Genomic DNA, 23,015 nt, shown 5'->3' with positions numbered 1-23,015 from the left:
AGATGGACCCATGGCTGCGAAACCTGGACTGGTCGGGCGGGACCGGGAGACGACTCAGCTGGCCGGTGCGCTGACGTCGGCGGCGAACGGCGATGGGCACCTCGTGGTGGCCACCGGGGGACTTGGGGCCGGTAAGACGGCGCTGCTCACCACCGCGCGGGAGCTGGCCGCGCGGCAGGGGTTCACGGTGCTGGCGGCGCGGGGGAGTTATCTCGAGCGCGAGTTGCCGTTCGGGGTGGTCAGCAGGCTGTTCGTGTGTGTGCAGCCGGGGGAGGACGTTCAGCACCTGCCGCGTATCGCCGCGGCGTTGGGGCAGTCCGACTCGCTGGCCGAGCCGGGGCCGGTGACGTTGCCCGAGTTGCACGTGTTGCATCGGGCGTTGGCGCGGATGGCTGCCCAACGGCCGGTCGCCGTGGTCGTCGACGACGCGCAGTGGGCCGATCAGCCGTCGCTGCAGTGGTTGAGCACGCTGCCGCACCGCATTGAGCACCTGCCCGTCCTCGCCGTGGCGGGGATCGGCGCCGGAGAGGTGTGCACCGGGCCGCAGACGTTGGAGGAACTCCTCGCGGCCGCCGCCAAGGAGATACGGCTCGACGAGCTGGAGTTCGCGGCCTCGCGCGCGTTGATCGAGAACGAGCTGGGGCAGCAGGTCAACGACGAGTTCGTAGCGCTCTGCCGTGCGGAGGCGGGTGGCAACCCGTTGCTGCTGCTCAGCCTCTTGCGGGCGTACAGCGATCACGTCGTAGGGCTCACCGCACCGGCGTTGCTGCCCACGGTGAACGTACGGCTGCGTCGCCTCGCCCCGCACGCACCCGATGCGCTGCACGCGTTGGCGGTGTTGGGAGGCGAGGTCACGTTGCCGCGCGTGGCTGAGCTGATCGGCACCGAACCGTGCGAGCTCGCCGGCACGATTGCCGCGCTGCACCGGATGGGCCTGCTGTCGGCGGACGGGGCGTTGGTGCATCCGTTGGTGCGTAACACACTTCGCGAAGAGTTGACCATCACCGAGCGTCAGGACCTGCACTCCGCCGCGGCTCGGTTGCTGACCGAGACGGGTGCGTCGGCCGAGGCGGTGGCCGAGCACCTGGTCGAGACGCGGCCGCTGAATGAGGAGTGGGCGACCGAGGTGCTGGTGTCGGCTGCCGGACGGGCCCGTGCGCGTAACCGGGTGGTCGACGCGGTTCGGTACCTGCGGCGGGCGATGGACGAGCCGGGATCCGGTGTGCTGCTGGCGGAACTCGGTGAAGTTGAGTCCTATGTGGATGTTGCGGCGGCTGTGGATCATCTTGGCGAGGCGGATCCGGCGCATCCCGCGCTGCCTGGGTTGCTGGCGCACCTCGGCGAGGAGCCGGAGTTCGAGCCGGACGCCATCGGTGACCCGGACGTCGTGCCGGCCACGCCCGTGGATTTCGAGCCGTACCTGCGCGCGATCAGTCTCTTAAGGCAGCGTGGCGAACTTACGGCTGCGTACGCCCGCGCGGACCGTGCGCTGACCATTGCGCGGAGGTGGCAGCACCGGCCGTGCGTGGCGGCGGCGCTCACGGTGCGTTCAGCGTGCCTGAGGGACCTCGGGCGGCTGGCGGGGGCCGAGGCGGATGCGCGGGAGGCGTTGGCGACGTTGGAGAGCTGCGGCGCGGCACGGGTGTCGACGCCGATCTTCGCGGCGTTGACCGAGCTTGCGTTGGCACTGCTGGAGATGGGTGACGTCGAGATGGCGTCGGGGGTGTTCGACGTGGTGCCGGGGGAGGTGCCGGATCTGTTCGGGGCGCCAAGACTCCTCGCCGCCCGAGGACGGGTGCGGATCGCGGCCGAGCGGCGCAAGGACGGTGTGCGCGATTTGCTCGACTGCGGCGAACGACTCCGTGCGCGCGGTTACGACAGCACGTCGTGGCGGCTGCCTCTCGGAGGAGAGCACCTCGCAGCGGAGGAGCTTTTGGCGCGCGCGACGAGTGCGGTGCTGCCGCTGGCGGCGGCGTTGCGTGAACAAGGCGTGCTCAAAGGTGTGGAAGGCGTTGCGCTGCTTCAGGAATCGGTCGACCTGCTGGCCGGAACGGGTGCGTTGCTGGAACGGGCGCGCAGCCACTTCGCGCTGGGGCGGGCGCTGCACCTGGCGGGGCGGGTCAAACCGGCACGGGCGGAGCTGCGGACAGCAGTGGATCTCGCTGACGACTGCGGGGTCGAGGAGCTGGCCGAGGAGATCCGGCAGGAGCTGGCGGCCGGGCCGGCGGGGCTGACCGAGTCCGAACGGCGGGTCGCCGCGCTGGCCGCCGAGGGCAAGATGAACCGCGAGATCGCGGCCGCGCTGTTCGTGCAGCTGCGGACCGTCGAGATCCATCTGACGAAGGTTTATCGCAAGCTCGGCATTGACGGGCGCGACCAGCTCGCACCCGCTTTAAGGCTCGCGAGCTAGTGGCGCGTCTCGGAACGTTGGCGAGGTGATCCACGCTCAGCAGGGCACCTCGCGGCACCGCCCCCACGCCCCCGTACAACCAGTACGAGGACGTGGGGGCGGCACCACGATGCACCCGTCTGACCGCGAATTCCCCCGGCAACCTTCCGAGCCACACCACTAGTGCTTCCGAACGTGCGAAAAGAGCAGATTTGTGTGCACTTCTGTCACTTCGCGGCGACTGGTGAATTTGTCCAGCACTAGTCGCTGCAGGTGGCCGACATCCGATACCGCGACGTGCACCAGGAAATCTTCCGGCCCGGTCACATGTGAGAGTGCAAGAGTTTCGGGCAAGGACAGAACATACGCCATGAACGGGTCGACGATCTCCTTGGTGTGCGGCCGGATCTTCACCGCGAGCATCGCCTGGACGTGCCGCCCGACCGCACCGAGGTCGACCTCGGCGTGGTAGCCGGTGATCACCCCGCGCTCCCGCAACGCCCGGTGCCGCACGACCGCGGTGGACTGCGCGACGTTCACGCGTTCGGCCAGGTCCTTGTTCTGCAGCCGCGCGTCCTTCCGCAGCTCCCGCACGATGGCCTCGTCGATCGAATCCAGCACGGCTCTTCTCCGTTCTGCCGAATCTCCTGCGGTTCCAAACCCGTCCTGACGAGGAAGTCTCCACCATTCCGGCCATGACGCGCATCGAGACCATCGCAGTGCACGGCGGCCGCGACGACCTTGCGGAGCTCGGCGTGCACGCACCCCCGATCGACCTGTCCACCACCTACCCCGTGCCTGACCAGGCACTCGGCGGGGAAGCACTGGGTGAGTGGGCGACGGGCGCTGCACGGGCTTCGTCGCCCGTGTACGCGCGGCTGCACAACCCGACCGTGGCGCGGTTCGAGCAGGCGCTGGCCTCCCTTGAACACACGGAGGCCGCGGTCGCGTTCGGCAGTGGCATGGCCGCGGTGACGGCGGTGATCCAGGCCGCGTGCGTGATGGCCGGAAAACCGCACGTCGTGGCGGTGCGGCCGCTCTACGGCGGCACGGACCACCTGCTGTCGTCCGGTCTCCTGGGCGTCCGAACCACCTATGTCGAAGCAGGCCTGGTGTCCTCCGCGATCCGGCCGGACACCGGGTTGATCGTCGTCGAGACGCCGGCGAACCCGAACCTGGACCTGGTCGACATCGACCACGTCGTGCGCCAGGCCGGTTCGGTGCCGGTGATGGTCGACAACACCTTCGCGACCCCGATCCTGCAGAACCCGGCACTGCACGGCGCCTCCTACGTCCTGCACTCCGGCACCAAGTACCTCGGCGGGCACGGCGACGTGCTCGGCGGTGTCGTGGCTTGCTCGGACGCTCTGGCTGCGGCGTTGCGGCAGGTCAGGATCATCACGGGTGCCGTGCTGCACCCGTTGGGCGGCTACCTGCTGCACCGCGGGCTGGCGACGTTGCCGTTGCGCGTCGAGGCGGCTTCACGCTCCGCCGCGGTGCTGGCCTCGCGGCTGGCAGAGCACGACGCTGTTGAGTTCGTGCGCTACCCGTCCGTGTCTCTGCAGATGCGCGGAACCGGCGCGATGATCGCGTTCGGCGTGCACGGCGACCCGACGGACGTCGTGCGGCGGCTGCGGCTGATCACGCCGGCCGTGTCGCTGGGCTCGGTCGACACCCTGATCGAGCACCCGTGGGCGCTCACCCATCGCCTGGTACCCGGCGAAGAACTGCGTGCATCGGGCGTTCCGGAGAATTTGCTGCGCATTTCCGTGGGACTCGAGCACGTCGAGGACATTTGGAACGACCTGAATGCGGCTCTCTGTGACGTCGCTTACGTTAAGCCTTCCCCAGGTGATTACTTGGTGATGACCGCCACTCACTAAGGTCCCCCGCATCAGCGCATCGGGGCGCGGGAGGTTCCGATGCGAGCAATTTTTCGTTTCGGAAGGAACTTCCTCGTGAGTTCTGTGGAAACTGATGCGGACGGCTACACCAAGGCGCTGAGCAAGCGTCAGGTGCAGATGATCGCAATCGGTGGTGCGATCGGCGTCGGCCTCTTCCTGGGTGCGGGCGGACGCCTCGCCACGGCGGGGCCGTCGCTGATCCTGTCGTACGCGGTGTGCGGCCTCGCGGCGTTCTTCGTCATGCGGGCGCTGGGCGAGCTGGTGCTGCACCGGCCCGTGTCCGGCAGCTTCGTCGAGTACGCCCGCGAGTTCATCGGCCCGTGGGCCGGCTTCACGTCGGGCTGGCTGTACTGGCTGAACTGGGCGATGACCGGCATCGCTGAGATCACCGCGGTCGCGATCTACATGCACAAGTGGTTCCCCGACCTGCCGCAGTGGATCACCGCGCTGGTGGCGCTGGTGGTGCTGATCGCCATCAACATGTTGTCCGTCAAGCTCTTCGGCGAGCTGGAGTTCTGGTTCTCCGTCATCAAGGTGACCGCGATCGTGGTCTTCCTGGTGGTCGGTACCAGCCTGGTCATCGGCAACGCGGACATCGGCGGCACCACGGCCTCGGTCTCGAACACGCTCGGCCACGGCGGCCTCTTCCCGGCCGGCTTCGGCGTCGCGCTGATGACGTTGCAGGCCGTCATCTTCGCCTACGCGGCCATCGAGCTCGTCGGTATCGCGGCGGGCGAGACCAAGGACCCCGAGAAGATCATGCCCCGCGCCATCAACGGCGTGGTCTACCGCATCGCGATCTTCTACGTCGGTTCCGTGCTGCTGCTGACGATGCTCCTGCCGTGGCACCACTTCACCGGCACCGAGTCGCCGTTCGTCACCGTGTTCTCGGCACTGGGCATCCCGGCCGTCGGCGACATCATGAACGCGGTGGTCCTGACGGCCGCGCTGTCCTCCTGCAACTCCGGTCTGTACTCCACCGGCCGCATCCTGCGCTCGCTGGCGCAGAAGGGTGAGGCCCCGGCGATCACCGGCAAGATGAACTCCCGGCACGTGCCGTACGGCGGCATCCTGTTCACCGGTGCGGCCTACCTGTTCGGCGTGGTGCTCAACTACATCGTGCCCAAGGAGGCGTTCGACATCGCGATCGCGGTGGCGTCGCTGGGTGTCGTGTCGACGTGGGCCACGCTGATCATCTGCCAGCTGCGGCTGCGGAAGAAGGCGATGGCGGGTGAGCTGGAACGGCCGTCGTACCGGATGCCCGGCGCGCCCTACACCTCGTACGGAACGCTGGCGTTCCTCGCGCTGGTGATCGGACAGATGGCGTTCGGCGGGCACGCGGAGAAGATCGCGTTCTGGTCGATTCCGGGGCTGGCTCTGGTGCTGTTCCTCGGGTGGCGCTTCGTGAAGTCGCGTCAGCCGGTCGGGCCGGAGCGGGAGCAGCTCGTCTCCGTCGACTGATCGCTCTGCTTTCCGGGGCCTCCTCGACTACCGTTCCGACGGTGGACGAGGAGGCCCTTTCCTGGTTGCTGGACTCGGATCCAGCGATTCGGTGGCAGGTGTTGCGCGACCTGTGCGACGCGCCCGCGGCGGAGTGGGAGGCGGAACGCGCTCGGGTCGCTGTTGAGGGTTGGGGCGCGGAGCTGCTGTCCCACCGGGACGCGAGCGGGCGGTGGACCCCGAAGATCTACGGCGAGAAGTGGATTTCCACGACGTACTCGCTCCTGGAGCTGCGGCAGTACGGGCTGCCCGGCGAGGTCGTCCGCGACTCGTGTGCGCTGTTTCTGACCGACGACATCTGGCGCAAGGACATGTGCATCGCCGGGTTCGCCCTCGCGCTCCTGTCCTGGGCCGGGTTGCCGCACGACGAGGTGCTCCAGTTCGTGCTGGCCGGGCAGCTGGAGGACGGCGGGTGGAACTGCGTGCCCGCGCGGCACAGCTCGTTCCACACCACGATCAACGTGCTGGACGGCCTCCCCGACCTCGCGGCGGCCGAACGTGGTCGCGAGTTCCTGTTGCAGCATCGGCTGTTCCGCTCGCATCGGACGGGCGAGGTCGTGAAGCCGGAGTTCCTGCGGCCGGTGTTTCCGCCGCGTTGGCGGTACGACACCTTGCGCGCGTTGGACCACTTCTGGGCTGCGGACGCGCTCGATGACGAACGGCTGTCGGATGCGTTGGGGGAGCTGGAGAAGCGCGAGCGTGATGGCCGGTGGAAGGCGACGGCCCCGCATCCCGGCAAAGTGTGGTTCGAGGTGGACCAGGCTCGGTGGAACACGTTGCGGGCGCTCAGGGTTTTGCGCGGCGCAGGAAGAACGGCGTCGCCAGCATGAGCAGGCCGGCGATCCCGATCGCCGGCCGCGGTCCGGTCAGCGCCGCCAGCAGGCCCCACAACGCGGTCGTGCTCGCGGTGGTGACCTTCGTGGAGACCGACCATGCGGAGAGCGTGCGCACGATCTTGTCGGGCGCGGTCTGTTCGAGGCGGTAGGTGGCGAACACCGGGTTGAACACGCCCATGCTCACCAACAACCCGAACTGGACCGCCAGCACCAGTACCAGGCCGGCGACTCCGGGGCCGACGAACGCCAGGCCGACCGACCAGCACGCGCGCAATGTCCCTGACACCACCAGGACTCGCCGCTGACCGAACCGGGTGACCAGGCGGGGAGCCAACCGCGCCCCGATGATGCCGCCGACGCACGGGAGGGCGAACGCCAGGCCGTACTGCCACGGGGCGAAGCCGAGGTCGCCGAGCATCAGGACGGCGAGCAGCGGGGTGGTCGCCATGATGAGCGCGCCGACCAGCGCCTGGTTGAAGAACAACGGCCGCAGCGCGGGGGAGCGCAGGATGTGGCGCCAACCTTCGACGACGTCACCCAGACTCGCGGAGCGAGCCACCCGCTGAGGCCTCGGCTCACCACCCCCGATCGCCCGGAGCCCCAAAGCCGACAGCAGGTAGCTGAACGCGTCAGCCACCACCGTCAACACCGGCCCGAACAGCCCGATCGCAGCCCCACCCAGCGGCGGCCCGAGCACAGTCGCCGTCCACATCGTCGACTCGAAACGGCCGTTCGCGATGAGCAGGTGGTCCGGCCGCACGAGCGCCTTCAAATGAGCCCCAGCCGCCGCCGTGTAGGTGATGCCGGCCGCCGTCACCACCACCGTCACCACCACGAGCTGGGCATACGTCAGCCGGCCCAGAGCAAAAGCCAGCGGCACGGTCAGCAACACAGCGAACCGGCCCAGGTCCATCGCGATCATCACCGGCCGTTTGCGGCGGAACTCCACCCACGGCCCGAGCGGGATCGCCAGCGCCGCACCCGCCGCCAGACCGGCCGCGGCCAGCATCGACACCTCAGTGGCCGAAGCGTCCAGGACCAGGATCGCGATCAGCGGAAACGCGTCGAAAGCGAGCCAGGTGCCGGCTGTGCTGACCGCGTACGCCGCCCAGAGCCAGCCGAACTCACGGCCCAGCCGCACATCCCCCATCCGCGCGACTTTATGCTGGTGGGCATGGTTGTCGCTGCCCCACCCGTCATCGGCGTGCTCGCTCTGCAGGGAGACGTCCAGGAGCACTTGATCTCACTCGCCAAGTGCGACGTCACCGCGCGTCCCGTCCGCCGGCCAGAGGAGCTGGACGAGCTGGACGGGATCGTGATCCCGGGTGGTGAGTCGACGACCATCAGCAAGCTGCTCGACAACTTCGGGCTGCTGGAGCCGCTGAAAGCCAAGATCAAGGCCGGATTCCCGGCCTACGGGTCGTGCGCGGGCATGATCCTGCTGGCCAACAACGTGCTCGACGGGCGCGACGACCAGCACCAGCTCGGCGGCCTCGACGTCACGGTGCGCAGGAACGCGTTCGGCAGGCAGATCGACTCGTTCGAGACGGATCTCGATCTGGCTGGTGAGACGGTGCACGCCGTGTTCATCCGTGCGCCGTGGGTGGAGGCGGTGAGCGGGGAGGTCGAGGTTCTCGCTACGGTGCCCGTTACGGCTGAGGCGGGCGACGCCGCCGGTAGGATCGTCGCGGTCAGGCAGGGCAACGTGCTGGCCACGGCGTTTCACCCGGAGCTCACCGGGGACGAGCGCGTCCACCGCCTGTTCGTGGACATGGTTCGTGGTTTGACTGGTTCGGAGGAGAAATGAGCGGCCACTCCAAGTGGGCGACCACCAAGCACAAGAAGGCCGCTATTGACGCCAAGCGCGGCAAGCTCTTCGCGCGGCTGATCAAGAACATCGAGGTGGCCGCCCGCACCGGTGGCGGGGACCCGGACGGCAACCCGACGCTGTTCGACGCGATCCAGAAGGCCCGCAAGAACTCGGTGCCGCTGGACAACATCGAGCGCGCCCGCAAGCGCGGCGGTGGCGAGGAAGCCGGCGGCGCCGACTGGCAGACGATCATGTACGAGGGCTACGGGCCCAACGGTGTCGCGGTGCTCATCGAGTGCCTCACCGACAACCGCAACCGCGCCGCCACCGAGGTCCGCACGGCGATGACCCGCAACGGCGGCTCGATGGCCGACCCCGGCTCGGTGTCGTACATGTTCAGCCGCAAGGGCGTCGTGATCGTGCCGAAGGCGGGCACGTCCGAGGACGACGTGATGATGGCGGTGCTGGAGGCCGGTGCCGAGGAGGTCAACGACCTGGGCGAGGCCTTCGAGGTCGTGTCCGAGGCCGGCGACCTGATCCCGGTCCGCAAGGCGCTGCAGGACTCCGGCATCGACTACGAGTCGGCCGAGTCGAGCTTCCTGCCGTCGGTCTCCGTGCAGCTGGAGGTCGAGGGCGCGAAGAAGATCTTCAAGCTGATCGACGCGCTGGAGGACTGCGACGACGTGCAGAACGTCTTCGCGAACTTCGACGTGTCGGACGAGGTCATGGCCGAGGTCGGCTGACCACTTCCCGAGAACGCCGGTCACGTACGCGTGGCCGGCGTTCTCGCGTTTTCAGAGGTCGGGCCACGCGCGCTGGAGGCGGGTGAAGGCGGCGGTCAGCGCGGCGGGCGGGGCGGCGTCGGTGCCGGCCAGGTCGGGGATCTCCAGCACGTACCTGGCGAGTTGCCGCAGCGAGAAGTCGACCGGGCGCCCGGTCTCCTCGGCGATGACCTCGGCGAGCGCGGTCTCGCAGCCCGTCCACAGCGCCCTGGCGTAGGTGCGCAGGGCCGGGGTCGCGATCACGAGGTCGGCCACTCGTCGAGCCTGGGGGCTGGGCTCGGGATCGAACGGGCCGCGCGTCGCGAGGAAGTCGTGCAGCGCCTGGAGGATCGAGACCCCTTCCGGCCGGTGTCTCACCGCGGTGGTCAGCGCCTGTTCGCGTTCGCGGCCGTCGCCGAGGACCAGCGCCTCCTTCCCACCGGGGAAGTGCACGAACAGCGTCGACAGCGCCGTGTCCGCTTCCGCCGCGATCTCGGCGACGGTGACCTGGTCGAACCCGCGCTCCAGGAACAGCCTGCGTGCCGCCGTGGCCAGAGCTTCTCTGGTGGCGGCCTTCTTGCGTTCACGTCGTCCGGTCACACCCCAAGTCTATCCGGAGTCACTCCAAAGTCGGAGTGACTCCGGCTATCGTGAGATCATGTCCTCACAGTGGAACGTTCACCGGCTGCCGCGCGCCGAGGGGAAGACCTTCCTGGTCACGGGCGCCAACGCGGGTATCGGGTACTTCGTCGCCGAGCAGCTCGCCACCACCGGCGCCACGGTCGTCGTGGGCAGTCGAAGCGCTACGAAGGCAGGCGCGGCGATGGCGTCCATCCGCGGTGCCGTGCCCGATGCGCGTGTGCGTCACCTACAATTGGATCTCGCCGACCTGGCCTCGGTGAAGGACGCGGCGAACTCCCTGGAGAACCTCGACGCGGTCGTGTGCAACGCCGGTGTCATGATCGACGACCCCGAGCTGATGTACGCCACCAACCACCTCGGACACTTCGCGCTGGTCTCCTGGCTCATGCCGCTGCTCACGGCCGCACCGGAAGGCCGGGTCGTCACCACCGGCAGCTTCGTGGCCAAGAATCCCAAAGACGCCTACGCCAGGTCGAAGCAGGCACAGATGCTGTTCGCCTTCGAGCTCGACCGCCGCCAGTCCGCCGTGCTGAGCGTGGTCAACCACCCCGGCGGCGCACTCGACTCCCTCACGCCGCCCCGACGGTTGCTGAGCCTGCCCGCGGGTCTCTTGTTGCAGGGCAAGCACGCCGGCGCATGGCCCGCGGTCAGGGCCGTTCTCGACCCGAGTGTGCGCGGCGGCCAGATGCTGGGGCCACGGGTGCTGGGGCTGCGCGGCGAACCCCGCGTCGAACCCGTGCGCGGTCAGCTGGCAGACCGCGCGCTCGCTGCTCGCGTGTGGGCGAGGAGCGTCGAACTCACCGGTGTCGAGCCAGGAGGTCGTTGAGGAACGCGTTCCAGGCGGCTGCCGAGACGGGCAGGTGCGTGGTCGGCGCCTTGCTGTCGCGGATGCCAACGTCGGTGCCGATCTCAACGCAGTTGTCGCCGGTGCCGCTAAAGCTGCTCTTGCGCCAGACGGTCATTGGAGGCCCTCCAAAAACGCTGTTGATCACCGCCCTCGATTGTTCCTCATCGAGGGCGACAGCAGCGAGGGCCTTCAGGATGTTCGCGTAGACGTCGACGGTTTCCTTGTCATCGAAGAACAGGCAGCACTTGACGCTCTCGATGTAGACGACCGGAGGGAACTTCGGGAACTTCATCAACCGGAAGTCGCCCGACGTGCCCGCGTGCATGCCGATCGACGTGGGGACGATCCGGATGCTGATGTAGCGCCGTACGGACAACCTCAGCAAACAGGATCTTCGCGCGTGCGACCCGCGCGGCCACAACTGCCGGAACGTCCTCGGCCTCGATCGGTGCGGCCTTGGTGACCACGTCGATGTACTCGGGTATCTGGAGCAGGCCGGGCACGAGGACCATCGACCAGCAGATGATCTCGTTGGCCGCGCGCTCCTGCTCGATCAATGTGCGGACCTGGTCCGGCACGCCGTCTTCGGGAATCTGCAGCCAGACACTTCCTGACTCGCGGAACAACGCGAGCAGGTGTTCCCGCTCAACGAGGGGCGTGCGGCAGTACGCGAGCAGAGTGGCGACCTCCAGTTCGTCCACGCCTCCCTCACCTGCCAACAAGTCTGAAATCTTGGCTTCGTGCCAGCCGAGCAGCTCGGCCAGTCTGCGCTGGGTCAGGCCGGTGCGTTCGACGGCCACCCGGACGCCGTTGCCGAACTCGCGCCCCACCACGCTTGACGATCTCTTGGGCATGTGGGACCGCTAGAAGTGCAATGCCCTTCCGCTCCATCGTTTCCACTCAAAAATGCCTGAAGGTGGGAGCGTTGGAGGAGCTCTAAGTATGGTGGTTACGTGCTTTCGGACGAGGATTTCGAGTTGCGGGCCCGCCTGCTCTCCCAAGCGGACCTGCACGGTCACACGACCGTGACGGTGCCGCCGGACAACGAGGGTGCCGGGTACGTGTTCTCGGTCGGCGCCTGGCGGAGGTTCGGCGTGGCCGAGGCCGTCGTGATCGGGCTGCCCGAGAGCATGGGCGAGAACCTGATCAACATGTACGTCAAGCGCGCGAGCAAGGGCGAGCGGTTCCAGCCCGGCCAGCTTTACCACGACTTCTTCCAGGGCGTGCCGGTCACGTTCGAACGCGTCTACAAGGGCTTCTACCCCGAGTTCTTCGGCAGCGCGTACCTGCTCTACGACGGTTCGGAGTTCGCGGCGGTGCAGATCATCGTGCCCACGCCGCACGGGCATTGGCCGTGGCAGCCGAGCGCGCCCGAAGGGTTCCACGAGCACCAGCTGATCCTCACCGAGAGCGGTGTGCCGGAGAGCTGGACGCCGGGGGTCACCGGACCGTGAACGTCCACATCGGACCACTGCACCCCATGCACGCCGGCGAGGTCCTGACGATCCAGCGCGCCGCGTACCTCGACGAGGCCAGGAGGTACGGCGCCTGGGACCTGCCGCCGCTCAAGGAGACCTTCGACGAGATCAAGGCGCACCTCGAAGAAAGCACGCCCGCGCTCGGCGCGTTCTACGGGCAGAGGCTCATCGGCTCGGTGCGCAGCCGCGTCGAAGGCGATCGGATGGAGGTCTCCCGGCTGGCCGTCGCACCCGACGTGCAGGGCGCAGGCATCGGGCGGCGGCTGCTCCAGGCGATCACCGCGCACGCGCCGTTGGACGTCCGGGTCGTCTGGCTCTTCACCGGCGCCGAGAGCGACGAGAACCTCAGGTTCTACGAGAGCGCCGGGTTCGTCCGCGCCGGCGAGCGGATCGACGCCGTCGGTATCAGGTGCGTCACTCTGGAGCAGAAGGTCATCTGACGTTCAGAGCCAAGTCATGCGAGCCTGGCATGGTCCTGAGGCGGTCCACCCATGACCAACCACCGGTGCGGACGTCGATCACACGTCGGCTGATCCGTCCGGCACCCGCTGCCCCCGGCGCATCCGGCGCCGGGGGCAGCGCTGTGTCCGGACCGAAAAGGCCGTGTCCGGGACAAAAACGTTGTACGGAGGACGTTGTCCAGTCATCACGCTCCGACACCGGACAACGAACTAGCTGTAGAAAGACGGGGCAGCAGGGGATCAGGGGGATCACCCGGGCTGTGATCGGGGGAGGAGCGCCCCGCCGCGCAGGAGGCAGGCAAGGGGGATGCGGGGCGGGGCGCTTCAAGACAGCTTCATGAACTTCAGTTCTCGTTGAGGAACTTCTGGGCGAGGGCCTCTCCTGACGAGACGGCCTTCCCGTGGTCCTCGATCGGGGCCACCTTCGAGCCCTTGAAGTAGAGGTAGTGGACGGGACCCGCGGTCCCGCCGGTCTTCGGGTTCGGGTTGATGCCCAGGTTCACCGCGGCCGCGTAGGAGGACTCGCCGATGATGTCCGCCGGTCCCGTGTCACCGACGACGGTGTACTCGACGCGGTTGTTGAAGATGACCGCGACGACGCCGCCGCCCTGGATGCCGTGTTTGCGGTAGTCGAACGTGCCGGAGGCGCTCGGCACGACCGTGTACGGCAGCTGGTCGGCGATCAGGTGCTTGCCCTTGGAGTCCTGGAACGCCGTCTGCGGCTGGAACCACGGGTCGGTGTTCTTGTTGCACCGCGGCGTCGGCTGACCGTCGCAGTCGATGTCCATGTCGGCCTTGTACCAGACGGCGCCGGTCTTGCCGCAGACCGGAACCGTCTTCGCGCCACCGGAGTCGGTGGCGTACTTGCCGTTCGAGATCTGCTGGCAGGACGTCAGCTTGGCGAGCAGCTGCGCCGCGCTGGGACCGGCGGCCTGGGCGGCGGGGGAGACCAGGACGGAGGCCACGAGCGCGGCCACGGCGAAAAGCCCTGGGGCGAGCTTGCGCATTGCCACCTCTTTCGACAGGTAAGTTTCCTGACTGAAAGCGGCGGTGCGACTACCGTGCGCTACTTAAGTTACGGGTGTCAAGGCACTAGGGCTTACGTCCTAGAAGTCCTATCAGTCGTGTTTGGTCGTCGGCGTCCGGCGCGACCGGAACCGGTGAGTCGAACATCGAAGTTTCGCCCCACTCCTCGATGTTCCGCTCCACATAACGCAGCACAGTCGAGGCGAGCTCAGGATCGAGCCGCTCGTCCGCGCCGATCGACCGCGCCAGATCCCACGCGTGCACGGCGAGGTCCGTCGTCATCTGCCAGCAGTACTCGGCGGCGTCGATCGTCCCCGACGACACGCTCACCGGTTTTTCCAGCGCGGACGGCTCCAGCCACGCCTCGCGCGCCGCCGCGGCCGCGACCACCCAGGACACCAGCGGGTCGTCGCCGAGGTTGTCGTGGTCGAACCGGTCACCGACCTGCGCCACGGTGCACCCGGCCAGCAGTTCCGGTGCCCAGAGCTGCTCGTAGACCAGGTGACCGACCAGATCTCTGACCGACCACTCCCGGCAGGGGGTGCCCAGCACCCACTGGTCGGGCGCGATCTCCCGCACCCGACGGTCGAACTCCGTAATCGCCAATCCGTGCGCCTGGATCAAGTCCACCCCAGCAGTGCATCAAATCCCGCTCAACTACGCACCCCGGCGTGAGAGTTGGGCCACTCGGACGCAACCCTGATTTCTAACCGTACGAGCGTTCGGCGTAATGTGCACCGATCCGCCGTGACATCGTTGACACGAGAGGACGATGGCCGTGAGCGCCCCTAGCGCCAGCATCTCCGAGCAGGACAAAGGTTTCTTCGGGCACCCCCGAGGCCTGTCCACGCTGTTCTTCACCGAACTCTGGGAACGGTTCTCCTTCTACGGGATGAAGGCCATCCTCGGCCTCTACCTGTGGACAGCCGTGGCCGAGGGCGGTCTCGGCGTCGACAAGGCGCTCGCCCTGTCCGTCGTCGCCATCTACGGCACCGCCGTCTACATGTCCGGTGTCGCGGGCGGCTGGCTCGCGGACCGCGTCTGGGGCGGCCAGCGCGCCACCTTCTACGGCGGCGTGCTGATCATGTGCGGTCACATCGCGCTGGCGCTGCCGATCGGCATCGTGGGCGTGTACCTCGGCCTGATCTTCATCGTCTTCGGCACGGGCCTGCTCAAGCCGAACATCTCGACTGTCGTCGGCGGCCTCTACGAGCAGCACGACACGCGTCGTGACGCCGGCTTCACGATCTTCTACATGGCGATCAACATCGGTGGCTTCGTGTCGCCGCTGATCACCGGCGCGCTCGCGGACGGCGTCGGCTTCCACGCCGGCTTCGCGGTCGCCGCGGTCGGCATGGCGCTCGGCCTGATCCAGTACCGCATCGGCCGCAAGAACCTGCGCGGTTCTGCTGCTGTGGCGCCGAACCCGCTGCCCGCGCAGGAGAAGGGCCGCGTCTACGGCCTCATCGCCGTCATCGCGGTCGCGATCGGCGCGCTGGGAGCGGTCTCGTACCTGCTCGGTGGCGTCGAGGGCGTCATCCTGATGATCAGCATCATGTCGATCGTCCTGCCGATCACGTACTTCACCGTGATGTACCGCAGCAAGAAGACGCTGCCGGAGGAGAAGCCGCGGGTCCTGGCCTACATCCCGCTGTTCATCGCGGCCGCCATGTTCTGGCTGATCTTCGAGCAGAGCGCGTCGGTCATCGCGGAGTTCGCCGACTCGCACGTCGACAACCACGTGTTCGGCTGGGAGTTCCCGGTCGCGTGGTTCCAGTCGATCAACCCGATCATGATCATCGTGCTGGCGCCGGTGTTCGCGTGGCTGTGGCTGAAGCTCGCCGACCGCGCGCCCGGCACCCCGCGCAAGTTCGCCGGCGCGCTCGTGCTGGTCGGTCTGTCGTTCGTGCTCATGTACTTCGCGAGCAACTCGGCGGAGTCCGGCAAGGTCACGCCGCTGTGGCTGGTGCTGATGTTCCTGATCATGACCTGCGGTGAGCTCATGCTGTCGCCGGTCGGCCTGTCGGTCACGACGAAGCTGGCGCCCAAGGCGTTCGCGTCGCAGACGATGAGCCTGTGGTTCCTCGCGGTCTCGGCCGGTACCGGTGTGGCCGCGCAGCTCGTGAAGTTCTACACGACGAGCCCGTCGGCGTACTTCTTCACGCTGGGCGGTGCGGCCATCGTGCTTGGTCTCGCCCTGGCCGTGGCGGCACCCGCGATCCGCAAGCTGATGGCGGGCGTCGAGTGACCATGAGGGTGACCTTCATGGACCTGAGGTCCATGAAGGTCACCCTCATGGTCACAAAAGGGCGAGAGGGAGGCCCGTCGCGGCGGCGGTGCGGCGGGTCTCCCTCTCGCCATCAAGGATGCACTACGGAGATGTGTCATTGGGGCACGAACATTGCTCCAGGCGGGTGAAGTCGAGCACGTATCGCGACGAATTTCGCCCCACGTCAGGAGTTCTTCACCGCCAGTGACCGTTTGGTTTCGTTTGCTCGAACCGGAAGTCGCAACGCGCCGCGGATGAGCTTCGACTTCCTGCGCGCCACCGGGCCGTCCGGAGCGAGGTCTGGGAAGCGCTTGAAAAGCTCGTGCAACGCCAGCGCGCCCTCGATGCGGCTGAGCCCCGCACCGATGCAGTAGTGGATGCCCGCGCTGAACGCGAGGTGCTCGCGCGCGTTGGACCGCGTCGGGTCGAACTTCAACGGGTCCTTGAACACGCGCGGATCGCGGTTCGCCGCCGCCAGCATCAACATCACCGGCATTCCCTTCGGCAGCGAAACTCCCGCCAGCTCAAGGCGTTCCTTCGGGAACCGGATCGTGTACTGCACGGGCGGGTCGAGTCGCAGCACCTCTTCGACGAACCCCTCGGCGTACTCCGGGCTCTGCCCCAGCGGCGCGACGGTGTGCGGGTTCTCGAACGCCTTCAGCACGCCGTTGCCGATCAGGTTGACCGTCGTCTCGAACCCGGCGAAGAGCAACAACCCCGTGGTGGCAACGAGATCCTCGCGGCTGAGGTCGTCGTGCCGCGTGACGAGGTGGCTGACGATGTCGTCCTGCGGGTTGCGGCGGCGCTGGTCCATCAGGCCGTCGATGAAGTCGTTGTACTCGATGATGGTGGCGTGCAAGGCCTTCAGCTGCTTGTACGACCACACGCCGTCGAGCGTCTCGGCGAGCGAACTGCCCCAACGGGCGAAGAGGTCCTTCTCCGAGTCCGGCACGCCGAGCAGGTCCGCGATGACCTGGATCGGCACCTGCGAGGCGAACTCCTCGATGACGTCGAACCTGCCGTCCAGGCGGTCCAGGTACGTGCGGACGATCTTCTGGATCGACTCGGTGCGGTCCTTCAACGCCCGCGGGGTGAAGAACGGCTGCACGATCTTGCGCAGCCGGCCGTGGTTGGGCGGGTTCATCATCAGGAACGAGTCCTGCACCGGGTTGACGATCTTCTCGCCGTCCTCGACCAGCGTGATCGGGACGGGGGAGCTCTCGTCGAACGTCGCGGTGAGGAACCTGCCGTCCCGCAGCACCGAGTCGCAGATCTCGCGCGACGGCGTGACGTACGCGCCCATGCGGCTGCGGACCATGTCGCCCTTCGCGCGCACCTTCTCGTACATCGGGTACGGGTCGCGGTTCGGCGGCGAGGCGATCACGGCCGCGTACGGGTCACCGAGCAGTGCGTAGCCGCGAACCAGCGAGCGGAGTGCGAAGAACTGGGCGGCGGTCTTCAGCGTGGACGGCATGCCTCCACAGTGAGTGGTACGTGAAGAAGCTTCAAGAGCTCCGGCGGTGCCTTCGCACGGTTTCTTCGACCAGGTCGAGCACGGGCTCCATGTCGTCCGCGGGCAGGCCCATCGCGAGGTGCGACACCAGGCCCTCCAGCACGAGCTCCAGGAAGCTCGTCAGGACGCTCACGTCGACGTCGTCGCGGAGGTTGCCGGCTTCGCGCTGGCGGATGAGGCGCTGCCTGGTGGCGGCGGTCAGCTGTTCGCTGCGTTCTGCCCACCGGGCGCGGAAGTCCGGGTCCGTGCGGAGCCTGCGCGAGACTTCGAGGCGCGTCCCGAGCCAGTCGGCGGCGTGCTCTTCGTCCCTTTTCTCCGGTTCGTCGAGAAGGTCGCGCATCACCTGCACGAGGCCCTGTTCGGCGACCACGTCGGCCATTCGCAGCGCGTCGTCCTCCGCGAGCGCGAGGAACAGCGACTCCTTGTCGCGGAAGTGGTGGAAGATCGCACCGCGGGAGAGTCCCGTCGCCTCTTCGAGACGGCGTACCGTGGCACCCTCGTAGCCGTGGCGCGCGAAGCAGGCACGCGCACCGTCGAGGATCTGACGGCGGCGGGCGTCGAGGTGGTCCTGGCTCACCCTGGGCACCGGTAGATGGTCGCAGGGGGAGGGCGGGAAATCCAATCCGTACGTACGGATTGGACGGCTCCATCTGTGTGATCTTCTGCAGTGATCCTTTCGAGTGGATCACTGGGCGGGCCTGCGAAGACGAGTGCGGCGCCGCCCATATGCTGCCGCGTCATGGAGACGCAGGAGATCATCAAGCTGTCGGCGCTCGCCGAGCGCCTCGGGTGGCAGCGGCGTGAGTCCACAGGCGTCCACGTGGTCGATCTGCTGGTGAGCCGCACGGTCGTGGATCTCATCGCCGCACTGGCCCAGAACCGGGACCTGTAACGGACTGCGTCACGGCTCGGGTAAGCGCTTTCCCGCAGTTCTGGGAAGGGGTTGACTCCTGTTGTCATGGGTGGTGTGATCTGCGCTACAGATAGGAAAGTTTCTATCCAATAACTGAATCCGCCGCCGCGTTGAGTGAATCCCCTTACCCGTCTTGTGGGAGGCACAACAGTGGCACCGAGCAGAGGTCGGGCGTTACGCGCGCTCGGCACAATGGGTGTTGCGTTCGCGACAACCATCGCAGTGATGTCGGTACCTGAGTCCGCCTTCGCGGCGCCGGTCAGGTACGAAGCGGAGAGCGCGACGATCTCCCAGGGCGTGGTGGAGTCGAACCACGCCGGGTTCTCCGGAACCGGCTTCGTCAACTACGACAACGTCGCGGGGAGCTCGGTCGAGTTCACCGTGAACGCGTCGAAGGCGGGCGAGGCGACGCTGACCTTCCGCTATGCCAACGGAACCACCGACAACCGCGCGGTCGACGTCAACGTCAACGGTGGCCTGGCCGTCGACGAGCGCGCGTTCGCGGGCACCGGCGCGTGGACCACGTGGACGTCGGTGACGAACACCGTCCAGCTCAACGCGGGTGCGAACACGATCCGCCTCACCGCCACGGGTGCCACCGGCGGCCCGAACCTCGACTACATCGAGGTCGAGCAGACCGACGCCGTTCCCGCTCTCGAGCAGGAAGCGGAGAACGCGAGCATCGGCCAGGGCGTCGTCGAGTCCAACCACGCCGGCTTCTCCGGCACCGGATTCGTCAACTACAACAACGTCGCCGGCTCGTACGTCGAGTACACGATCAACGCCGAAGCGGGTGGCGAACACGACCTCACCTTCCGCTACGCCAACGGAACGACGGTCGACCGCCCGGTCTCGGTGACGGTGGACGGCGCGTCCGCGCAGACGGTCTCCTTCCCCGGTACCGGCGCGTGGACGACGTGGCAGACGCGGACCGCGAAGGTCACGCTCAAGGCCGGTCCGAACAAGATCCGGGCGACCGCGACGACCGCGAACGGCGGCCCGAACGCGGACAAGCTGACCGCGGTGCTGGTCGGCCCGCCGGACAACGAGGCGCCGACGCCGCCGCGCAACCTGCAGTTCGTGTCCTCCACGCACAACTCCGTGTCGCTGAAGTGGGAAGCGGCCTCGGACAACGTCGGCGTGGTGGGCTACGACATCTACCAGCACGGCCAGCTCGTCACGAGCGTCGGCAACGTCCTGGAGGCCACCGCGACGGGCCTGCGCGCCGACACCGAGTACGACTGGACGGTGTTCGCGAAGGACCGCGCGGGCAACGTTTCCCAGGCCTCGAACAACGTTCCGGGTCGCACCAAGCCGGCCCCGCCGGACGTCGAGGCGCCCTCGGTTCCCGGCAACCTGCGCGGCACCGGCGTGACCGAGACCAGCGCGTCGATCGCGTGGAACGCCTCGGTCGACAACGTGGGCGTCACCGGCTACGAGATCCACGTCGACGGTGCGTTGAAGCAGACCGCTGACGGCTCCGCGACGACGGCGACCATCGCCGGTCTGACCAAGGACCAGACGTACCGGGTCAAGGTCCGGGCGAAGGACGCGCAGAACAACTTCTCGGCGTTCTCCAACGAGATCTCCGTGAAGCCGACCACCGGTGGGCCGGCCGGCGTGCCGAACCCCGGCACGGTCAAGCAGATCGTCGGTGGCGTCGACGTGCCGTGGGGCGTCGCGTTCCTGCCCGACGGCTCGGCGCTGGTGACCGAGCGGGAGTCGTTCAACATCCTGCGCGTCACCGAGGCCGGCTCGAAGACCACGATCGGCAAGATCCCCGGCGCCGTCGGCACCGGCGGTGAGGGTGGCGCGCTCGGCATCGAGATCTCGCCGAACTGGGCGTCTGACCGGTTCATCTACGTCTACCACACCTACAGCGGCGGAAACCGGCTGGTCAGGGCGCAGTTCGACGGCGCCCAGCTGTCCAACTGGACCACGTTGCTCGACGGTGTGCCGAAGAACCGGTTCCACAACGGTGGCCGCCTGCGCTTCAGCCCCGACGGCCGGCACCTGTTCATCTCCACCGGCGACGCGCAGAACAGTGCGAACGCGCAGAACATGAACAACAACGCGGGCAAGATCCTGAGGATCAACCCCGATGGCTCCATCCCCGCCGACAACCCGTTCTCGGGCAAGGCGATCTGGAGCTACGGCCACCGCAACGTGCAGGGCCTCGACTTCGACTCGCAGGGTCGCCTGTGGGCCTCGGAGTTCGGCAACTCGTCGCAGGACGAGGTCAACCTGATCCAGAAGGGCGGCAACTTCGGCTGGCCGCAGTGCGAGGGCACCTCCGGTTCCTGCGGCGGCACGATCCTGCCGAAGAAGACCTGGTCGACCTCACAGGCCTCGCCGTCGGGTCTGACGATCATCAACGACTACGTGTTCGTCGCGACGACCGTCGGCCAGAGCGTCTACCGGCTGCGGATCGACGCCTCGTCGAACCTCGTGGACCAGCAGAGGTACTTCCAGGGCACCTACGGCCGTCTCCGCACGGTCGAGGTCGACAAGGAAGGCGACATCTGGCTGACCACGTCGACCGACAAGGACGGCACGGCGAACAACGACCGGATCATGCACATCGACATCGTCTACGAGGGCGGTGGCGGCGGAGGGTTCGCGCTGACGTCGTCTGCCTTCGCGGACAACGCGATGATCCCGGCCAAGTACACGTGCGCCGGTGACGGCTCGCCGGGCCAGGACCCGTCGCCGCCGTTCGCGTGGGGTGCTTCCAGCGGTGCGCAGGCTTATGCCATCGTGTTCGCCGACCGGGTGAACAACGGCAACAAGCTGCACTGGGCGATCTGGGACATTCCGGCGTCGGCGTCCTCGTTGCCGGAGAATCTCGGAGCCGGTTTCAACGTGCCCGGCCAGGGTGGGGCGAAGCAGAAGGCGATGGGCTCCGGTGCGAATTCGCAGAAGTTCTTCGGACCATGTCCCGGTGGTTCCACCAACCCGTACACGTTCACGTTGTACGCGTTGAACACCGCGACGGTTCCCGGAATCACGTCCTCGTCCACGATGGCCCAGATCGAAACGGCCATCAAGAACGCGTCCACGGCCAACACCGTGTTGCGCGGACGTTCGAACGCCAGCAGCTGATTTAGCAGCAGGATGAGCGGGGCCTCCTTTTCGGGAGGCCCCGCTCTTTTTGTGGCTACTTCTTGGGCAGGGTGATGGCCCAGGAGTCGAGCTTGCCGACGTCACCTTCCGCGCGGTCGCGGATCAGGATCTGCCAGGTGCCGTTCTTGGTCTCCGTGGAGAGGTCGACGGTGTAGTAGGGCTGGAACTTGGTGCCCGCGCCGTGTGCCTTCAGCAGGTACGACTTCCCGCTCGGGCCGACGAGCTCGATCCGCACGTCGCTCTGCGCGGTGTGCTGGATCTTGACCTCGACCTTGGTGTCCTTGGGGGCGCTGCCCTTGCAGCCCGCGTACCGGATCGCCGTGCCGACGTACTCGCCCGCGTCGGGGATGTCGATGTCGACGTCGTTGACCTTCCGGCCGCAACCGGGCGCGGGTGCCGGCGGGGTGATGCCGTGGTCGGTGAACAGCAGCTTGTTCGGTGACCCGGGGCCGGGGTTGGTCACCTTGTCGGGCGTCGCTGCCTGCGCGAGTGCCGCGGTGACCTGCTGCGGCGTGGCCTGCGGGTTCTTGGCCAGGTAGAGGGCCGCGGCACCCGCGACGTGCGGCGAGGCCATCGACGTGCCGGACGCCGTTTGCGTTGCGGTGTCGGACGTGTTGAACGCCGACAGGATGCCCGCGCCCGGCGCGAAGATGTCGACGCACTTGCCGTGGTTGGAGAAGCTCGACCGGCTGTCGTCGCGGTTCGTGGCCGCGACCGTGATCGCGCTCGGTGCGCTGGCGGGTGAGTGGCCGCAGGCGTCCCGGTTGGAGTTGCCGGCCGCGATGGCGTAGGTGACGCCCGACTGGATCGACTTCTCGACCGCCGCGTCCAGCACCGCGTCCGGTCCGCCGCCCAGCGACATGTTGGCCACAGCGGGTTTCACGGCGTTCTTCGTCACCCAGTCGACGCCCGCGACGACGGATTCCGTTGTGCCGCCTCCGTTGCAGGCCAGCACTCGCACGCCGTGCAGCTTGACCTTCTTGGCGACGCCGTACTTGTCGCCGCCGACCGTGCCCGACACGTGCGTGCCGTGGCCGTGGCAGTCCTGCGGGTCCTTGTCGTTGTCGATCGAGTCGAAGCCGTCGCCGACCCTGCCCTCGAACGTCTGGTGCGTGGCGCGGATGCCGGTGTCGATCACGTACGCGTGCACGTTCGCCGCGTCAGCCGAGTAGAAGTAGGTCTGGTCCAACGGCGGTGTGCGCTGGTCGATCCGGTCCAGGCCCCACGTCGGCACGTTGGTCTGCTCGTCGCTGACCCGGTGGACGACGTTGCGCTGGACTCGTTCGACAGCCGGGTCCTTTGCGAGGTCCGCGGCTTTTTGGGCGGTCATGTTCGCGCTGAATCCGTTCAGCGCCGATGAATACGTGTGACGAACGCTCACGTCGTATTGAGATGTGACGTTCGCGGTGAGGATGTGCTCCCTGAGGACCACGACATAGGTGTCTTCAGCGGCTTGCGCAGGGGTCGTCATACACGTTAGTGCAACCGCCGCGGCCAGCCCGAGCCGGAATTTCCGCATTGTTCTCCCTTGTGAACGCGTCTC

General features: G+C 67.5%; 21 protein-coding genes and 1 pseudogene. 12 read left to right on the top strand and 10 right to left on the bottom strand.

Annotated features, from left to right (window positions below; translation table 11 throughout):
* The first annotated feature begins 10 nt into the window (after positions 1-10).
* Positions 11-2,410 carry a BREX system ATP-binding domain-containing protein gene (locus LFM09_RS00285; RefSeq protein ID WP_414094152.1) on the top strand — a complete coding sequence of 800 codons (2,400 nt, stop codon included), beginning with the start codon at positions 11-13 and terminating at the stop codon, positions 2,408-2,410.
* A gap of 159 nt (positions 2,411-2,569) precedes the next feature.
* Here LFM09_RS00285 and LFM09_RS00280 read toward each other — a convergent pair whose 3' ends face one another.
* On the bottom strand, positions 2,570-3,010 hold the full coding sequence (locus tag LFM09_RS00280) for an Lrp/AsnC family transcriptional regulator (protein WP_414094151.1): 441 nt from the start codon (positions 3,008-3,010) through the stop codon (positions 2,570-2,572).
* 74 nt (positions 3,011-3,084) lie between these two features.
* On the opposite strand from LFM09_RS00280, the gene LFM09_RS00275 reads away from it, so the two are divergent.
* The 3 genes from LFM09_RS00275 (at position 3,085) to LFM09_RS00265 (ending at position 6,623) form a co-directional block, all read left to right on the top strand.
* A complete protein-coding gene (locus tag LFM09_RS00275; RefSeq protein ID WP_414094150.1) occupies positions 3,085-4,272 on the top strand; it encodes a trans-sulfuration enzyme family protein in 1,188 nt (395 codons plus the stop codon).
* A 138-nt stretch (positions 4,273-4,410) separates the two neighbouring features.
* Complete coding sequence (locus LFM09_RS00270; RefSeq protein WP_414094659.1) at positions 4,411-5,754, top strand: amino acid permease; 1,344 nt, start codon at positions 4,411-4,413, stop codon at positions 5,752-5,754.
* A 41-nt stretch (positions 5,755-5,795) separates the two neighbouring features.
* Positions 5,796-6,623 (top strand): hypothetical protein, encoded by an 828-nt coding sequence (locus LFM09_RS00265; protein ID WP_414094149.1) that lies wholly within the window; start codon positions 5,796-5,798, stop codon positions 6,621-6,623.
* On the opposite strand, the gene LFM09_RS00260 is transcribed toward LFM09_RS00265, so the two are convergent.
* Positions 6,580-7,779, bottom strand: a complete 1,200-nt coding sequence (locus tag LFM09_RS00260) for an MFS transporter (RefSeq protein ID WP_414094148.1) — start codon at positions 7,777-7,779, stop codon at positions 6,580-6,582. The two genes, LFM09_RS00265 and LFM09_RS00260, sit on opposite strands and share 44 nt — an antisense overlap.
* Before the next feature lie 24 nt (positions 7,780-7,803).
* Between LFM09_RS00260 and pdxT the strand changes: the two genes are divergently transcribed.
* A complete protein-coding gene (pdxT, locus tag LFM09_RS00255) occupies positions 7,804-8,436 on the top strand; it encodes a pyridoxal 5'-phosphate synthase glutaminase subunit PdxT (protein ID WP_414094147.1) in 633 nt (210 codons plus the stop codon).
* On the top strand, positions 8,433-9,182 hold the full coding sequence (locus LFM09_RS00250) for a YebC/PmpR family DNA-binding transcriptional regulator (RefSeq protein WP_414094146.1): 750 nt from the start codon (positions 8,433-8,435) through the stop codon (positions 9,180-9,182). Before pdxT ends, LFM09_RS00250 begins: the two co-directional genes overlap by 4 nt.
* Positions 9,183-9,233: 51 nt before the next feature.
* Here LFM09_RS00250 and LFM09_RS00245 read toward each other — a convergent pair whose 3' ends face one another.
* On the bottom strand, positions 9,234-9,800 hold the full coding sequence (locus tag LFM09_RS00245; RefSeq protein ID WP_414094145.1) for a TetR/AcrR family transcriptional regulator: 567 nt from the start codon (positions 9,798-9,800) through the stop codon (positions 9,234-9,236).
* 58 nt (positions 9,801-9,858) lie between these two features.
* Here LFM09_RS00245 and LFM09_RS00240 point away from each other — a divergent pair, with 58 nt between their 5' ends.
* A complete protein-coding gene (locus LFM09_RS00240) occupies positions 9,859-10,668 on the top strand; it encodes an SDR family NAD(P)-dependent oxidoreductase (RefSeq protein WP_414094144.1) in 810 nt (269 codons plus the stop codon).
* Here the strand turns inward: LFM09_RS00240 and LFM09_RS00235 are convergent.
* A complete protein-coding gene (locus LFM09_RS00235) occupies positions 10,640-10,804 on the bottom strand; it encodes a DUF397 domain-containing protein (RefSeq protein ID WP_414094658.1) in 165 nt (54 codons plus the stop codon). The two genes, LFM09_RS00240 and LFM09_RS00235, sit on opposite strands and share 29 nt — an antisense overlap.
* 81 nt (positions 10,805-10,885) lie before the next feature.
* Positions 10,886-11,543: pseudogene (locus LFM09_RS00230) on the bottom strand (Scr1 family TA system antitoxin-like transcriptional regulator); the annotation flags it as partial.
* 99 nt (positions 11,544-11,642) lie between these two features.
* Here LFM09_RS00230 and LFM09_RS00225 point away from each other — a divergent pair.
* Together LFM09_RS00225 and LFM09_RS00220 are read left to right on the top strand one after the other, a co-directional pair.
* The gene (locus tag LFM09_RS00225; protein WP_414094143.1) at positions 11,643-12,143 is read left to right on the top strand and encodes a DUF4262 domain-containing protein; all 501 of its coding nucleotides are present in this window, start codon (positions 11,643-11,645) and stop codon (positions 12,141-12,143) included.
* A complete protein-coding gene (locus LFM09_RS00220) occupies positions 12,140-12,607 on the top strand; it encodes a GNAT family N-acetyltransferase (RefSeq protein WP_414094142.1) in 468 nt (155 codons plus the stop codon). The genes LFM09_RS00225 and LFM09_RS00220 overlap by 4 nt, the downstream gene beginning before the upstream one ends.
* 365 nt (positions 12,608-12,972) lie before the next feature.
* Here the strand turns inward: LFM09_RS00220 and LFM09_RS00215 are convergent, their stop codons facing one another.
* Both LFM09_RS00215 and LFM09_RS00210 read right to left on the bottom strand, forming a co-directional pair.
* Complete coding sequence (locus LFM09_RS00215) at positions 12,973-13,635, bottom strand: glycoside hydrolase family 75 protein (RefSeq protein ID WP_414094141.1); 663 nt, start codon at positions 13,633-13,635, stop codon at positions 12,973-12,975.
* A gap of 85 nt (positions 13,636-13,720) precedes the next feature.
* Entirely contained in the window at positions 13,721-14,284 is a 564-nt protein-coding gene (locus LFM09_RS00210; RefSeq protein WP_414094140.1) for a TIGR03086 family metal-binding protein, read from the bottom strand.
* 142 nt (positions 14,285-14,426) lie between these two features.
* Between LFM09_RS00210 and LFM09_RS00205 the strand changes: the two genes are divergently transcribed.
* Positions 14,427-15,902, top strand: a complete 1,476-nt coding sequence (locus LFM09_RS00205) for a peptide MFS transporter (RefSeq protein ID WP_414094139.1) — start codon at positions 14,427-14,429, stop codon at positions 15,900-15,902.
* Between the two features lie 205 nt (positions 15,903-16,107).
* Here LFM09_RS00205 and LFM09_RS00200 read toward each other — a convergent pair whose 3' ends face one another.
* Positions 16,108-17,397: a cytochrome P450 gene (locus LFM09_RS00200; protein ID WP_414094138.1), complete on the bottom strand. Its 1,290-nt coding sequence runs from the start codon at positions 17,395-17,397 to the stop codon at positions 16,108-16,110.
* A 31-nt stretch (positions 17,398-17,428) separates the two neighbouring features.
* Positions 17,429-18,022: a helix-turn-helix domain-containing protein gene (locus LFM09_RS00195; protein ID WP_414094137.1), complete on the bottom strand. Its 594-nt coding sequence runs from the start codon at positions 18,020-18,022 to the stop codon at positions 17,429-17,431.
* A gap of 153 nt (positions 18,023-18,175) precedes the next feature.
* On the opposite strand from LFM09_RS00195, the gene LFM09_RS00190 reads away from it, so the two are divergent.
* Both LFM09_RS00190 and LFM09_RS00185 read left to right on the top strand, forming a co-directional pair.
* Entirely contained in the window at positions 18,176-18,328 is a 153-nt protein-coding gene (locus tag LFM09_RS00190; RefSeq protein WP_414094136.1) for a hypothetical protein, read from the top strand.
* Positions 18,329-18,574: 246 nt separating this feature from the next.
* Complete coding sequence (locus tag LFM09_RS00185; RefSeq protein WP_414094135.1) at positions 18,575-21,451, top strand: PQQ-dependent sugar dehydrogenase; 2,877 nt, start codon at positions 18,575-18,577, stop codon at positions 21,449-21,451.
* 55 nt (positions 21,452-21,506) lie between these two features.
* Here LFM09_RS00185 and LFM09_RS00180 read toward each other — a convergent pair whose 3' ends face one another.
* Positions 21,507-22,943, bottom strand: a complete 1,437-nt coding sequence (locus tag LFM09_RS00180; protein ID WP_414094134.1) for a S8 family serine peptidase — start codon at positions 22,941-22,943, stop codon at positions 21,507-21,509.
* Between the last annotated feature and the right edge of the window lie 72 nt (positions 22,944-23,015).

Source organism: Lentzea alba (genome assembly GCF_047445655.1).
In the GTDB taxonomy this organism is placed as follows: domain Bacteria; phylum Actinomycetota; class Actinomycetes; order Mycobacteriales; family Pseudonocardiaceae; genus Lentzea; species Lentzea alba_A.
This window is presented reverse-complemented; position numbering and strand designations above follow the sequence as displayed.

Bases quoted from the DNA above. Each gene is read 5' to 3' on its own strand.
- LFM09_RS00275 (WP_414094150.1), top strand. From the start codon at position 3,085: ATGACGCGCATCGAGACCATCGCAGTGCACGGCGGCCGCGACGACCTT.
- LFM09_RS00285 (WP_414094152.1), top strand. From the start codon at position 11: ATGGCTGCGAAACCTGGACTGGTCGGGCGGGACCGGGAGACGACTCAG.
- LFM09_RS00250 (WP_414094146.1), top strand. From the start codon at position 8,433: ATGAGCGGCCACTCCAAGTGGGCGACCACCAAGCACAAGAAGGCCGCT.
- LFM09_RS00235 (WP_414094658.1), bottom strand. From the start codon at position 10,804: ATGACCGTCTGGCGCAAGAGCAGCTTTAGCGGCACCGGCGACAACTGC.
- LFM09_RS00240 (WP_414094144.1), top strand. From the start codon at position 9,859: ATGTCCTCACAGTGGAACGTTCACCGGCTGCCGCGCGCCGAGGGGAAG.
- LFM09_RS00215 (WP_414094141.1), bottom strand. From the start codon at position 13,635: ATGCGCAAGCTCGCCCCAGGGCTTTTCGCCGTGGCCGCGCTCGTGGCC.
- LFM09_RS00270 (WP_414094659.1), top strand. From the start codon at position 4,411: ATGATCGCAATCGGTGGTGCGATCGGCGTCGGCCTCTTCCTGGGTGCG.
- LFM09_RS00200 (WP_414094138.1), bottom strand. From the start codon at position 17,397: ATGCCGTCCACGCTGAAGACCGCCGCCCAGTTCTTCGCACTCCGCTCG.
- pdxT (WP_414094147.1), top strand. From the start codon at position 7,804: ATGGTTGTCGCTGCCCCACCCGTCATCGGCGTGCTCGCTCTGCAGGGA.
- LFM09_RS00185 (WP_414094135.1), top strand. From the start codon at position 18,575: ATGTCGGTACCTGAGTCCGCCTTCGCGGCGCCGGTCAGGTACGAAGCG.
- LFM09_RS00260 (WP_414094148.1), bottom strand. From the start codon at position 7,779: ATGGGGGATGTGCGGCTGGGCCGTGAGTTCGGCTGGCTCTGGGCGGCG.
- LFM09_RS00190 (WP_414094136.1), top strand. From the start codon at position 18,176: ATGGAGACGCAGGAGATCATCAAGCTGTCGGCGCTCGCCGAGCGCCTC.
- LFM09_RS00205 (WP_414094139.1), top strand. From the start codon at position 14,427: ATGGCCGTGAGCGCCCCTAGCGCCAGCATCTCCGAGCAGGACAAAGGT.
- LFM09_RS00180 (WP_414094134.1), bottom strand. From the start codon at position 22,943: ATGACGACCCCTGCGCAAGCCGCTGAAGACACCTATGTCGTGGTCCTC.